Origin of the sequence: Hymenobacter jeollabukensis, assembly GCF_005771675.1 — a bacterium.
Lineage (GTDB): Bacteria > Bacteroidota > Bacteroidia > Cytophagales > Hymenobacteraceae > Solirubrum > Solirubrum jeollabukense.
In genome coordinates, this window is record NZ_VAJM01000002.1 from 65,966 (window position 1) to 80,062 (window position 14,097).

Annotated in this window: 7 protein-coding genes; 5 read left to right on the top strand and 2 right to left on the bottom strand. The window is 67.2% G+C overall.

Annotation, left to right across the window (positions count from 1 at the left end):
- The first annotated feature begins 269 nt into the window (after positions 1-269).
- A complete protein-coding gene (locus FDY95_RS04365; protein WP_138075521.1) occupies positions 270-2,126 on the top strand; it encodes a family 10 glycosylhydrolase in 1,857 nt (618 codons plus the stop codon).
- Positions 2,127-2,248: 122 nt separating this feature from the next.
- Entirely contained in the window at positions 2,249-2,689 is a 441-nt protein-coding gene (locus FDY95_RS04370) for a hypothetical protein (RefSeq protein WP_138075522.1), read from the top strand.
- Positions 2,690-2,777: 88 nt separating this feature from the next.
- Here the strand turns inward: FDY95_RS04370 and FDY95_RS04375 are convergent, their stop codons facing one another.
- Complete coding sequence (locus FDY95_RS04375; protein WP_138075523.1) at positions 2,778-4,430, bottom strand: M28 family metallopeptidase; 1,653 nt, start codon at positions 4,428-4,430, stop codon at positions 2,778-2,780.
- A 315-nt stretch (positions 4,431-4,745) separates the two neighbouring features.
- On the opposite strand from FDY95_RS04375, the gene FDY95_RS04380 reads away from it, so the two are divergent.
- Together FDY95_RS04380 and FDY95_RS04385 are read left to right on the top strand one after the other, a co-directional pair.
- Positions 4,746-5,345 carry a hypothetical protein gene (locus FDY95_RS04380; RefSeq protein ID WP_138075524.1) on the top strand — a complete coding sequence of 200 codons (600 nt, stop codon included), beginning with the start codon at positions 4,746-4,748 and terminating at the stop codon, positions 5,343-5,345.
- Between the two features lie 251 nt (positions 5,346-5,596).
- On the top strand, positions 5,597-8,665 hold the full coding sequence (locus tag FDY95_RS04385) for a M16 family metallopeptidase (protein WP_138075525.1): 3,069 nt from the start codon (positions 5,597-5,599) through the stop codon (positions 8,663-8,665).
- 84 nt (positions 8,666-8,749) lie between these two features.
- Here FDY95_RS04385 and FDY95_RS04390 read toward each other — a convergent pair whose 3' ends face one another.
- On the bottom strand, positions 8,750-9,106 hold the full coding sequence (locus FDY95_RS04390; RefSeq protein WP_138075526.1) for a hypothetical protein: 357 nt from the start codon (positions 9,104-9,106) through the stop codon (positions 8,750-8,752).
- A 473-nt stretch (positions 9,107-9,579) separates the two neighbouring features.
- Between FDY95_RS04390 and FDY95_RS04395 the strand changes: the two genes are divergently transcribed.
- Positions 9,580-14,037 (top strand): DUF7948 domain-containing protein, encoded by a 4,458-nt coding sequence (locus FDY95_RS04395; RefSeq protein ID WP_138075527.1) that lies wholly within the window; start codon positions 9,580-9,582, stop codon positions 14,035-14,037.
- Positions 14,038-14,097: the final 60 nt, after the last annotated feature.

Genomic DNA, 14,097 nt, shown 5'->3' on the forward strand with positions numbered 1-14,097 from the left:
GCGGTTCCGTCCCGCGTGGCCCGCCACGGAGGCGTCGCACGGTTCGCGGAAGCCTTTCTTCGGCGTGCAGCCTTTGGCGCCGAACAGCCGGGCGGGGCAGCGGCACTAGGCAGCCCAATATCCACTGCTTTACCTCCTAAACCGCCAACCGGGGCGCCAGCTATTACCACCTAAACACGTGGCGCCGACGCCAACGAGCTGATTGTGCGCGGTTTTATCGGACAAAAGCGCTGTATTTGCTTTCCCAACACTCCCATCCTCGTTCTTTTATGAAACACTCTTACCTGATGCGGCACCTGCGGAGGGCGGCCGGATTACTGCTGGCCAGCCTGCTGGGCGCAGCCGGGGCGCAGGCCCAAACCACTACAAGCACCCCGCCCAAGCAGGAAATGCGCGCCGTGTGGGTGGCCCACGTGTTCAACCTCGACTGGCCGCGCCTCAAAACGCTCACGCCCACCCAGCAGCGCGCCGACTTTATCAGCCTGCTCGACCGCCACAAGGCCAACGGCATCAACGCGGTGGTGGTGCAGGTACGGGCTTCGGCCGACGCCATTTACCCGAGCACCCTCGAGCCCTGGAGCGAGTGGATGAGCGGCACCCAGGGCGTGGGCCCCCAGCCGGCCTACGACCCGCTGCAGTTCATGATTCAGGAGGCGCACAAGCGCAGCATGGAGTTTCACGCCTGGATTAATCCCTACCGGGCCGTCACCAACGCCAACACCTCCAGCGTGGCCGCCAGCCACGTGTCGCGCCTGCACCCCGACTGGATAGTGCCTTTCAATACCCTGCGCGTGCTGAACCCCGGCCTGCCCGCCGTGCGCCAGTACCTCACGCGGGTGGTCATGGACGTGGTGCGCCGCTACGACGTCGACGGCATCCACTTCGACGACTACTTCTACCCCGCGCCGCAGACCGGCGTGGTGTTCGACGACGACGCGGCCTTCGCGGCCGACCCGCGCGGCTTCACCGCCAAGGCCGACTGGCGGCGCGACAACATCGACGTGTTCGTGCACACCGTGTCCGACAGCATTCAGGCGGCCAAGCCCTGGGTGAAGTTCGGCATTTCGCCGCCCGGCGTGTGGCGCAACGGCACCAGCGTGGGCGGCACCGCCACCACGGCCTTCCAGAGCTACACCGACATCTTCGCCGACTCGCGCAAGTGGCTGCAGCAGGGCTGGGTCGACTACCTGGCCCCGCAGGTGTACTGGACCAGCACCACCACGGCCGCCCGCTACGACCTCATCGTGCCGTGGTGGAACCAGCAGGTGCTGCCCGCCGTGCCGCGTCACGTGTACGTGGGCCACGCCGCTTACAAAGTCAGCGCCACGGCCACCGATGCCTTCAACCAGCCCACGCAAATTCCTTCGCAGCTGCGGCTGGCCCGGCAGCAGAGCAACGTAAAGGGCAGCCTGTTCTACAAGTCCACCGAGCTGCTGGCCAACCCCTTGGGCGTGGCCGACTCTCTACGCACCAACTTCTACCGCAGCAAGGCCCTGGTGCCCGCCATGCCCTGGAAGGACAACGTGCCGCCCACCACGCCGGTGCAGGCCGGCATCTGGAACGACACCCAGGGCTCGGGCTTTCTGCGGCTGAGCTGGCAGCCCGGCCCGGCCGCTTCCGATGGGCAGGTAGCCCGCTGGTACGTGGTTTACAAGATTCCCTACCACACCGGCCCGGCCACCGCCGCCGACCTGGCCAACCCGGCCAACATTGCCTCCATTCAGGACAGCACCCGCTACCGGGAACTAGCGCCGACCGGCGCGCCGCAGTTCATGTATACCATCACCGCGCTGGACCGCCTGTACAACGAAAGCGCGCCGGTGACCAACTTCACGGTGCTGCTGCCCGCCAAAGCGGCTGCCGAAACGGCGCTGCTGCAGCCGGCCTACCCCAACCCCTTCGCCGAAAGCACCGAGCTGCGCTTCCGCCTGCCCACAGCTGGCGCCGCCTCGCTGCTGGTGTACGACGTGACGGGCCGCGTGGTGAGCCGCCTGCTGGAAGGCCAACTCGCCGCCGGGCCGCACACCGCCACGCTCCGGGCGGGCACGCTGCCGGCCGGTATTTACGTGGTGCGGCTGCGCAACGAGGCCGGCACCTACCAGCAGAAAGTGCTGCTGACGCGGTAATTCTCGGCCCTCGGGCAGCGGCAATTCAACTACCGTTCTGCAACCGGCCAGCCGCTTCCCGTATCTTAGCTCTGACGGTCCCGGCACCTCGCGCCGGGGCCGTTTGCTATTTCCTACGTTCTATGCGTCGCTTATTCCTCCTGCTCGCGCTGGCTGCCGCTGCTTCCGCCGCTCGGGCCCAAACGCCCGGCAGCCCCGCCGCCACGCCCAGCCTGGCCACGGCCCATTACTCCGCCGCCGACACCATCCGGGCGGTGCGCCACCTCTTCGAGCACCGCATCAAGGGCGCGGTGGGCTACGCCGACGCGGGTAGCGCCGTGCTGACGGCCGGGGCCGTGGCCATGGCCCTGCGCACCGATAGCACCTCCGAAGGCCAGCGCATCGATAGCAACCGCGACATGCTGGTGGGCAGCGCGCTGATGGGCTACGGCGTGTTTCGCGCCGTGCGGTTCGGGCGCACCCGCTACGAGCAGGTGGTGACGGCCTACGTCCAGGGCGAGCCGCTGCCGCCTTACGTCCGCCGCCGGCTGAAGCCGAAGTACTTCCGCTACCGCGCGTTTTAGCGACTCTGTCAACGAAGTCGGCCCCGCCGCAGCCCCGGCATACACCTGGGGCCGCGGCGGGGCCGGTTTTGTGCAGCATGTTGCCCGCTTAGGCCTGGGGCTTGGCGGGCATGCTTCGGTCGCGAATGGCCTTGAATTCCGAGCCGGGCTTCCACTGCGGGAAGGTGGTTTCGTCGCCCAGGCGGCGGCCGATGCGGTAGAGCAGGCGGGCGTCTTCGGCCATGCCGCCGAGGTCCATGTCGGGGCGGTACTCGTCGCTGGGCTGGTGGTAGTGCTTTTCCTCGTAGAGGTCGTTCTGCTGCTTGGCGAAGTCCTTGCCCTTGGCGCGGCTCTCGACGCGGCCCGAGGCGTACAGCGCCGGCACGCCCACGTGGGCCAGGCTGAAGTGGTCGGAGCGGAAGAAGTGGCCCTGCTCGGGCGTCTGGTCGGGCACGATGTAACGGTCCTGCTCCTTGGCCGCCGCCGAGGCGTAGTCATCCAGCTCCGATTGGCCGAAGCCCACCACCGTCAGGTCCTTCATCGGGCCGAAGCTACCCAGGGCGTCCATGTTCAGGTCGGCCACGGTCTTGTTTAGCGGAAACAGCGGGTGCGCGGCGTAGTAGGCCGAGCCCAGCAGGCCCTGCTCTTCGCCCGTCACAGCCAGAAACACGATGCTGCGCTTGGGCTTCTCCTTGGCCTGCGCGAAGGCCTGGGCAATGTTGAGCAAGGCCGCGCAGCCCGAAGCGTTGTCGACGGCGCCGTTGTAGATGGAGTCGCCCTGCACGGCGGGCCCGATGCCGAGGTGGTCCCAGTGGGCGGTGTAGAGCACGTATTCGTCGGGGCGCTCGGTGCCGGGCAGCACGGCCACCACGTTTTTGGAGGCCATGCGGCGCACTTTGGTTGTGAGGCTGGCGCTCAGGTTCAGGCCCAGCTCCCGAGGTTTGAAGCCCGGACTGTTAGCCTCTTTCAGCAGCTGCGCGTAGTCTTGCCCGGCGGCCGCCAGCAGGCGCTTGGTCGCGTCCAGCGTAATCCAGCCCTGCAACGAACTGGTGAACGAGTTGGGCGCGTCGTTTTCGGGGTAGAGCTGCGTGCCGCTCCAGCTGCTTTCCACCACCGACCACGGGTAGGAGGCCGGCTTGGTGTCGTGCACCAGGAGCACGGCGGCAGCTCCGTGGGCGGCGGCTTCCTCGTATTTGTAGGTCCAGCGGCCGTAGTAGGTCATGGCCTTGCCCTTGAACAGCTTCGGGTCGTTGATGATGAAGCCGGGGTCGTTGATGAGCACCACCACGGTTTTGCCCTTGATGTCGACGCCCGCGTAGTCGTCCCAGCCGTATTCGGGCGCCACCACGCCGTAGCCCACAAACACCACCGGCGAGTTGTCGACGCTCACGCGCGGCTGCTCCTGCCGGGTCACGGCCACGAAATCCTGCTTGTAGCGCAGCGTCAGCGGCTGGCCTTTGCCCTTGAGCTGCATGGTCGGCGCCGGCGTGGCGTCGATTTCCACCAAGGGCACGTTCTGGAAGTAGCTGCCACCGGGGCCGGGCTGCAGGCCCAGCTTCTTGAACTCGCCGGCGAGGTACTCGGTGGTTTTGGTTTCGCCGGCGGTGAAGGGCTTGCGACCCTGAAACTCGTCGGAGGCCAGCCGCTGCAGGTGGCGGCCGATGATGGCGGCCGTGATGCCGTCGTCGGCAGAGGTTGAATTGTTCTGGCAGCCGGCCAGCAGCAAACCCAGCAGCGCGGCCGGGAGCAGAGAAAAGCGCATAGGAGGATGTACGAGGCGAGGTTTGGCGTGCAAAATGGGGCTTTTGCCGGGTTTACCAAGCTCAGCGCCGCCCCGAATTCAGCCCTTAGCAGCTGGCCGGCGCCACCCGCCGAACCGTCGCAGCCCGTGGTCAGTTGACCAGCCCTTGACAACGCTGGGACCTGCCAACGAGTGGTTGGTACCAGCCCGCGGCAAAAAACAATCCTCTTAACAACCAGCCCGCTACTGCCAGCGGCCAACCATGCGGCACTTTCCCCTCACTCTATGGCACGGAGTTGGGAAATCAGCCCGCTACCCCCACCTCATATCTGCCCTATGCAAACGCTACGCCTTGCTCTACTTGCCGCCAGCCTGCTGGTCGGCGCCGCCTCCTGCGACTCGAAATCTGACGACCCGCAGCCCGAGGCCCCGGCCGTGGCGCGCCACGAAATGAACCGCGTATTCTATTATCCGAGCAATGCCACATCGGCCGGCATATCGTATGCCCCGGCCGATGTGAAAGCGTCGGGCCGCCTGACCGCCGACCAGCTGCTGCTCTCGTTTGAGCCCGAGGCAGGCCAAGATGCGGTGAGTTTCACGCTCCCCATAGCCCGGCTCACGGCGGGCCTGACCGGCACTTACGCGCTGCAGTCGTTGCCCACGCCCGCCAGCGCCATTGCCCAGGTTGCGTACACGTTTACGGCCAACCGCTCCGCCGCTGGTTCCAATGGCCGCCTGTTCCTCAGCAACGCCAACTATATGGATGGCCAGGTGGTCATCACGGCGTACGACCAGCAGCGTCGCCTGCTTAGCGGGAGCTACACCCTGAAGATGAACGACATCATCGACCCGTTCAGCAGCGCGATGAGCAGCCCGCCCGCCCTGCGCTGCAACCTGACGCTGAACGGCTCCTTTGAGAACCTGCCCCTGCAGTAAACCGGCGTTAGCCGCTGCCAGTCCGCCGCCCCGGGTCAGCTTTGGCCCGGGGCGGTGCCATTTGGGGCGAAATCAGGGCAGGCATTGTCCCCGGGGGCGGCCGCGTTGGGGCCGTAGCCCGGCCGGTTGGTAGATTGCGGCGCTGATACGCAGCCTCAATGACTTAGGTTGCGTCCTTAACGGGAATTTCCCGCCGTTTGCCGGCGGCTCCTTACCTTGCCTCACTCCTTTACCCCCACTCTGTCCTCCGTATGAACCGCAACCAACTGTTGCTGCTCGGCCTGGGAGCCTTCCTGACGGCCGCCGCGCCCCAGGTCGCTTCGGCCCAGACCAAGACGGCCGCCAAGCCTGCCGCCAAAACCGCCACGGCCACCAAAGCCACCGCCGGCGGCACCCGCCTCATCGAGCAAGTAACCCGCAAACCCGGCGAAGTGGTGATTCCCTACTCGAAGTACGTGCTGCCCAACGGCCTCACGCTCATCGTGTCGGAAGACCACTCCGACCCCATCGCGCACGTCGACGTGACCTACCACGTAGGCTCGGCCCGCGAAACCATCGGCAAGTCGGGCTTTGCCCACTTCTTCGAGCACATGATGTTCCAGGGCTCCGACCACGTGGGCGACGAGCAGCACTTCAAGATTGTGTCCTCCTCGGGCGGCACGCTGAACGGCACCACCAACCGCGACCGGACCAACTACTTCGAAACGCTGCCCTCTAACCAGCTGGAAACCGCCCTGTGGCTGGAAGCCGACCGCATGGGCTTCCTGCTCGACGCGGTGACGGAGAAGAAGTTTGAAGTGCAGCGCAGCACCGTGAAAAACGAGCGCGGCCAGAACTACGACAACCGTCCCTACGGCCTGGCCTCGGAAAACGTGAGCAAGGCGCTGTACCCCTACGGCCATCCGTACAGCTGGCTGACCATCGGCTACCTGGAAGACCTGAACCGCTCGGACGTCAACGACCTGAAGAACTTCTTCCTGCGCTGGTACGGCCCGAACAACGCCACCGTGACCGTGGGCGGCGACGTGAAAACGGCCGACGTGGTGAAGCTGGTGGAGAAGTACTTCGGCACCATCCCGGCTGGCCCGGCCGTGCAGAACATGAAGCTGCCCGAGCCCGTGCTGACCCAGGACCGCTACGTGAGCTACCAGGACAACGTGCGCTTCCCGATGCTGCAGATGGTTTTCCCGACGGTGCCCAACAACAACGCCGACGAACCTGCCATCGACGCGCTGGCCGCCATCCTGGGCGGCTCCAAGACCTCGCCGCTGTACCAGAACCTGGTGAAAAACCAGAAGGCGGTGCAGGCGCAGGCCTACCACCCCACGTCGGAGCTGGGCGGGGAATTCACGATGGTGGCGCTGGGCATGCCCGGCAAGCCGCTGAGCGAGCTGGAAACCATCATGCGCGCCTCCATCGACGAGCTGGCCAAGCGCGGCATCTCCGATGAGGACGTGGCCCGCTACAAAGCCTCGACCGAAGCCGACCTGATCAACCGCCTGCAGAGCGTGAGCGGCAAGGTGACCACGCTGGCCTCGTACCAGTACCAGACCGGCAACCCCAACCGCCTGCCCATCGACCTGAAGCGCATTCAGTCGCTGACCAAGGCCGACGTGGAGCGCGTGTTCAAGCAGTACATCATCGGCAAGAAGGCCGTCATCCTGAGCGTGGTGCCCAAGGCCAACCCCGAGCTCATTGCCAAAGCCGACAATTTCAAGGTGGATCAGTCGGGCTTCAAGGCGCCCAAGGACGAGTACGCTGGCCTGAAGTACGTGAAGGCCAAAGACAACTTCGACCGCGCCCAGCAGCCCAAGGCCGGCCAGGCCCCGATGGTAGCCGTGCCCACGGTGTGGAAGGCCGACATGGCTAACCAGCTGAAGGTTATCGGTACCCAGAACACGGAGATGCCGACCACCACCATGATGCTCACCATCCGCGGCGGCCACCGCCTCGAGGGGGCCATGCCCGGCAAGGCCGGTATTGCGGCCCTGACGGCCGGCATGATGGAGGAAAGCACCGAGAAGTACTCGGCCGAGCAGTTCGACGCCGAGCTGGAGAAGCTGGGCAGCAACATCAGCATCAGCTCGGGCGGCGACGCTACCACGGTGTACGTGCAGAGCCTGACCAAAAACCTGGACAAGACCCTGGCCCTGCTGGACCAGCGCCTGCTGCACCCCAAGTTTGAGCAGGACGACTTCGACCGCCTCAAGAAGCAGGCCCTGGAAGGCATTGCCAACCAGAACACCCAGCCGGTGGTCATTGCCGATAAGACCTACAACCGCCTGCTCTACGGCCAGAACGACATCATGGCCACCCCGACTTCGGGCACGGCCGCCACGGTGGGCAGCCTCACGCTCGACGACGTGAAGCAGTTCTACCAGAACTACTACGCGCCCAACATCAGCCACCTGGTGGTGGTGAGCGACCAGCCGCAGGCCGCCATTACGCCCAAGCTGGGCTTCCTGGGCAGCTGGGCCACCAAGCCGGTGACCCTGCCCAAGCCGGTGGCCTCGAGCAAGACGGACAAGACCAAGCTGTACTTCGTCAACAAGGACAACGCGCCGCAGTCGGAAATCCGCATCGGCTACGTGGGCCTGCCCTACGACGCGACGGGTGAGTACTACCGCGCCTACCTGATGAACTACATCCTGGGCGGCGCCTTCAACTCGCGCATCAACCTGAACCTGCGCGAAGACAAAGGCTATACCTACGGGGCCCGCTCGGGCTTCCAGGGCAACCGCTACGCCGGTCCGTTCACGGCCCAGGCCGGCGTGCGCGCCGACGCTTCGGCCGCCTCGGTGAAGGAGTTCATGAAAGAAATTGAGACCTTCCGCAAGGACGGCATCACCGATGAGGACCTGGCCTTCCTGAAAGCCAGCATCGGCCAGAGCGACGCGCTGAAGTACGAGACGGGCCAGCAGAAGGCCATGTTCCTCTCGCGCCTGGTGGAGTACGACCTGCCCACCGACTACGTGAAGCAGCAGACCGAAATCCTGAACAACCTCACCAAGGAGGACGTGAAGGCCCTGGCCGGCAAGTATCTGCCCGAGCAGATGTACATCGTGACCGTAGGCGACAAGAAGTACCTGCCGGAGCTGCGGCAGCTGGGCTACGAGGTCATCGAGCTGGACGCCGACGGCAACCCGGTGGCCCCGGTCGTAGCCGCCGAGCCGGCCCCGGCCATGACGCCCGTGGCGCCGACCACCAGCGACAAGAAGACCAAGGTGAAAATGAAGGAGGACGGCAAGAAGGACAAGAAGAAGTTGAAGTCCGACGAAGACGGCTCCAAGGAGAAGAGCAAGACCGAGCAGGGCAAGTAAGCCCTGAGCCGGCCTCGCGCCAACCCGGAAACCGGGCGTTGCCACTGCGGCAGCGCCCGGTTTTTTTGTGGGGTTGACAAGGCTCTATTGCTTCGCAAAACGCACATCGAAGCGGCCTTCCGTCAATTGCACCGTTTGGCCACTGGCGGCGTAGCGGCCGGTGAATGAGAACGTGCCGGCGGCAATGCAGGCTACTGTGTCAAAGCGTGTGAGGATGAGCGTGCCGCTAGCGTCCGGGCCGGTGCGGTAGTCGGGGTATGGCAGGCTGCTGTAGTACCTGTAGCGCCCGTAGGCTGGGTTGGCTCCGCCCAAGTACGGGTCGGCGGTTTGGTCCAGCGCTACCGGGCCCGCCTGCGCCAGACCGGGCACGTAAAAGCCTAGGTACGACTGCGTTTCATCTTTTTGGATTCGATCGAAAGAAAGGGTGAATCCGCCGCCCAAACCGTTGGTTCGTAGCCGCCGCCAGCGCGCAAAAATGGGCTCGACGGCGCCACAACCGGTCAAGCAACCGCTGCTGCCTGGGGCGTCCAGGCCTTGCCGTCGACGAGGCAACCCATCGTGTTCTTGCCTTCCTGCGTGGTCTTGGGCAGGGTTTTGAGCGGGTCTGTCGCGCCGAGCAGCAACGCAAGCGGAAGTAGGCAGAGCGGTTTTATAGTCAATACTTATCTAATGAATGGTAACTGCGGACTATTACTGCGTGGCCCATTTGGTGGCAGGAATATTGCGGCCTTAAAGTATAGGACTTTCGGCAATACGGTTTGAAAAGCGCCACCCAGCGGATATGTTTACCCTAGGCCAACCGGCTTATTACCACTAGCATAATTCCAGCTCACGAAACATAATTATTCTCATATTCTTCCGTAGCGCTGCTCGTTCCGGCCTGCCCGCCCTGCCTGTTGAATCCCAACCTGCTTATGATCCGAATCCTTACACGATTTTTCTTATTTGCCGGACTACTACCCCTCACCGCCCGCGCTGCCGACCCAGCTGAGCGGCTTGCCTTCGTGGAAAACCGTGGGCAGTGGGCCGAGCCCGTGCGCTACGCGGCCCAGCTCAGTCCGGCCGCCCGCGTGTTTGCCCGGCTCGATGGGCTGACTTACGTGCTGGCCGCCGGGCTGCCCCGGCACGCGCCCCGCAAAGGACAGGAGCCGCCGGGCGCCGCCAACCAGCCGCTGACGGTGCACGCCGTGCGGGTAGAGTTCGAGGATGCCGTGGCCGGCGCCGCGCTGGCCGCCGAGGAGCCCGCCCCCGATACCTACCACTTCATTCACGGCAGCGAAAGCCGCCACTGGGCCGCCGACGCCCGCGCCTGGCGGCAGCTGCGCTACCGCCAGCCCTGGCCCGGCACCGACGTGGTGCTGAAGGAAAACGCCGCGCATCAGCTGGAATACGACCTGCTGCTGGCCGCCGGCGCCGACGCCACCCGGCCCCGTCTGCGCTACCACGGCGCCGAAAGCCTGCGCCTGGACGCGGCCACCGGCAACCTCGTCATCCAAACCGCCGCCGGGCTGCTGACCGAGCAGCGGCCCCAGGCCTGGCAGCTCGACGCGCGGGGCCGGCGCCAGCCTGTGGCCTGCGCCTTTCAGCTGCAGGGCGCCACGGTGAGCTTCCGCCTGGGCCGCTACGACCACGCCCGCCCGCTGGTCATCGACCCGGTGGTGCAGTTTGCCAGCTACACCGGCTCGGCGGTGGAAAACTGGGGCTTCGCTTCGACCTACGACGCGCAGGGCAACCTTTACACCGCCGGCGTGGCCTTCGACCCGGGCTTCCCCACCACCACCGGCGCCTACCAGACCACCTTCGCCGGCAACATCGACGTGGCGGTGATGAAGTTCGTGGCCGGCAGCACCGGGCCGGCGGCCCGGGCCTGGGCCACCTACCTGGGCGGCAACGGCGCCGATTTTCCGCACAGCTTGCTCGTCAATGCCCGCGGGGAGCTACTGCTGCTTGGCTCCACTTCCTCCGGCACCTACCCCACCACCACCGGCGCACTGGGCCGCAGCTTCCGCGGCGGCCCGGCCATTTCGCCCTACGGCACCAGCCTGTCCATCACGCTCACCAGCGGCACCGATCTGGTGCTCACGCGCCTGAGTGCCAGCGGCGGCCGGCTGCGGGCCAGCACCTACCTCGGCGGCACCGGCACCGACGGCCTGACCAACCCGCTGGCCGCCGCCCCGCGCCTGGCCCACAACCACGGCGACCCGTTTCGCGGCGACCTGGCCCTGGATGCGCAGGGCAACGTGTACGTGGCCAGCACCACCAGCAGCCCCGACTTTCCGGGCCTGAGCAGCGCCTACCGCGGCGGCCTCTCCGACGGCCTGGTGCTGAGCCTCGACTCCAGCCTGAGCCGGGTGCGCTGGGCCACGCCGCTGGGCGGACAGGGCGCCGACGCGGCTTATTCCCTGTTTCGCGAGGAAGCCACCGGCGACCTGCTGGTAGCCGGCGGCACCACCAGCGCCAACCTGGCCGGCGTGGCCAACGGCTACCTCACCACCCTGGCCGGCGGCGTCGACGGCTTCGTGGCGCGCGTCACGGCCGGCGGGGCGCTGACGCAGTCGACCTACCTGGGCACCGGCAGCTACGACCAGGCCTACTTCGTGCGGCGCGGCGGGCCTACCAACCAGGTGTACGTGCTGGGCCAGACGCTGAGCAACAACACCTGGCCGGTGGCCAGCACCGGCCGCTACGGGCAGAGCAACGGCCACCTGTTCATTCAGCAGCTGGCGCCCACCCTGCGCACGGCTGGCTTTGCGACCCTGCTCGGCGCGGGCCGCCCCACCACCGACATTTCGCCCACGGCCTTCGATGTGGACTGCGCCGGCCGCCTGCTGCTGGCGGGCTGGGGCGGGGGCATCGACCCGAACAACGGCTCGACCCTGGGCCTGCCCGTGAGCAGCAACGCCCTGCAGGCCACCACCGACGGCAACGACTTCTACCTGATGCAGCTCTCCGACGAGGCCCGTACCCTGGACTACGCCTCGTTCTACGGCTCGGCCGCCGACGACCACGTGGACGGCGGCTCCTCGCGCTTCAACGCCCAGGGCACGCTGTTTCAGGCCCTGTGCGCCTGCAACCAGGGCGCGGGCACCGGCATTCCAATACCGGCCGGCGCCAACTCCTACCAAGCCACCAACGGCTCGGTGCACTGCAACAACGCCGCCTTCAAGCTTGCCTTTGTCGCTGGCACCGGCACCGCGCCGGCCGATACCCTGGTGGTGTGCGCCCGCGGCGGCGAGGTGCCGCTGGGCGGCTCGCCGGCCGGCGGCACCTGGAGCGGCGCGGGCGTCGGGGGCTCGGTGGCCAGTGGCTTTTTCTTCCTGCCCGACACCACGCTCGTGGGCACTCAGCAGCTCACCTACACCAGCCCGCTGACCGGCCTCTGCGCCGGCACCAGCACGCGCTACGTGCGGGTGCTGCCCCAGGCCCTGGCCCGCCTCACCGCCCCCGCCGACACCATATGCCTGCAGCCGCAGGGGCCGCCGCCGGCGCTGGTGCCGCTGCACGGCTTCCCGGCCGGCGGCACCTACCGCGGCCCGGCCGTGACGGTCACCGCCAGCGGCGCCACCTTCGACCCAGTGGCGGCCGGCCCGGGCACGCACCTGCTGAGCTACACCGTACCGGGCGGGCGCTGCCCGGCCGTGGGCGTCAAGCGCATCGTGGTGCTGGGCCGCCGCTTCCTCGATGCCGGCCCGCCCCGCAAAGCCTGCCTGAACGACCCGGCCACCCCGCTGTTTGGCACACCGGCCGGGGGCATCTGGACGGGGCCGGGCGTGACGGGCAACAATATCTCGGGCTACTACTTCACGCCCAATCTGGCCGGGCTGGGCACACACACGCTGCTGTATTCCTTCCCCGGCAACCGCCGCTGCCCCATGCCCACCGATACGCTCCTGGTCATTGTGCGCCCGCCCGGCGGGGTGGCCACCGTGCCGCCCGATACCGTTCTGTGCACCAGCAGCGGCTCCATCCGGCTGTGGGGCGGGCTGCCCGCCGGCGGCACCTGGAGCGGCCCCGGCGTGACGGGCTCGGTAGCTACCGGCTTCACCTTCACGCCCACCGCGGGCATGACGGGGATGCTGGCGCTGAAGTATACCGCCCCGGATACCAGCCAGCGCACCTGCCCGGCCCAAAAAGCCCGCATGGTGCAGCTCGGCACGGGCACGACGGTGACCCTGTCGGCCTCACGCGCGCTGGTGTGTGCTTATTCTGGCCGCGTGGCCCTCCAGGCTACTCCAACGGGCGGTACCTGGACGGGTCCCGGCGTCACAGGCTCGGCCGCTGCAGGGTATTTCTTCACGCCCAGCCCGGCCCTGGCCGGCAATCAGGTGCTGTCGTATGCCGGCCCGGCCTCCACCGTGCCCGGGCAGTGCCCCGGCAGCGGGCAGCTCACCATCGGCGTAATCGTGCCGCCCACGGTGGAGTTCGAGCCCGTGCCGCCGGTGAGCTTCTGCGTGGGCGTGCCGCCGCACGGCGTGGTGCTGGCCGCTACGCCGGCCGGGGGCACCTTCAGCGGCCCCGGCGTGAGCGGCAACCGCTTCAACCCGGCCCTGGCCGGCCCCGGCCGCCACACGCTCACCTACGCGGTCAACTTCGAGGCGCTGCTGGGCATCGACTGCCCCATCACCGTCACGCAGGAGGTGGAGGTCATTCTGTTGTCACCCATCAGTCTGCCGGCCGATACCGTGCTCTGCCTCGATCTGAAGCCCTTTCAGCTGCGCGCCCAACCAGCCGGCGGCACCTGGAGCGGCGCGGGCGTGACGCCCACTGGCTTGTTTACCCCGCCCGCCGCGCCCGGCACCAGCGTGCTGACCTACACCCTGCCCGGCGGCTGCGGCTCGCAGCCCTACCGCGTGACGGTGCCCGCCGAGCTGACGCCCACCGCTAGCTGGACGGCCCCGGCCTGCCAGACCACCGACGTAGCCCCGCGCCTGATTCGCTTCGAAGCCACCGGCCCCACGGCCGGGCAGGTCAGCTGGGACTTCGGCGACGGCACGGCCCCGGCCACCGGCGCGGTGGTGGAGCACCGCTACCTCACGGCCGGCACGTTTCAGCCCCGCGTCGGGCTGCCCGGGGCGGGCACCGGCCCCTGCACCACCCAGCTGACGCTGCCGCCGGTGGCCGTGCAGGCCGCTTTTCTGCCCAACATCATCACCCCGAACGGCGACGGCGACAACGACACCTTCCGGCCGCGGGTGGGCGGCTGCCCGGGCTACCTGCAGGTGTTTTCGCGCTGGGGCAACCAGGTGTATGAGCGCCGCGATTACCAGGGCGAGTGGGACGGCGGCCGGCTGCCCAATGGCATCTACTACTACCTGCTCCGCGCCCCCGATGGCGGCATCACGGCCAAGGGCTGGGTGGAAATCGTGCGCTGAGCCGACGCCAAGTACAGATACCCAAACCGGGCGCCGCCGTTGTGGCCGCGCCCGGTTTTT

Coding starts and splice junctions, on each gene's coding strand:
- FDY95_RS04375 (WP_138075523.1), bottom strand. CDS start 4,430: ATGCGCTTTTCTCTGCTCCCGGCCGCGCTGCTGGGTTTGCTGCTGGCC.
- FDY95_RS04380 (WP_138075524.1), top strand. CDS start 4,746: ATGCAAACGCTACGCCTTGCTCTACTTGCCGCCAGCCTGCTGGTCGGC.
- FDY95_RS04370 (WP_138075522.1), top strand. CDS start 2,249: ATGCGTCGCTTATTCCTCCTGCTCGCGCTGGCTGCCGCTGCTTCCGCC.
- FDY95_RS04385 (WP_138075525.1), top strand. CDS start 5,597: ATGAACCGCAACCAACTGTTGCTGCTCGGCCTGGGAGCCTTCCTGACG.
- FDY95_RS04395 (WP_138075527.1), top strand. CDS start 9,580: ATGATCCGAATCCTTACACGATTTTTCTTATTTGCCGGACTACTACCC.
- FDY95_RS04365 (WP_138075521.1), top strand. CDS start 270: ATGAAACACTCTTACCTGATGCGGCACCTGCGGAGGGCGGCCGGATTA.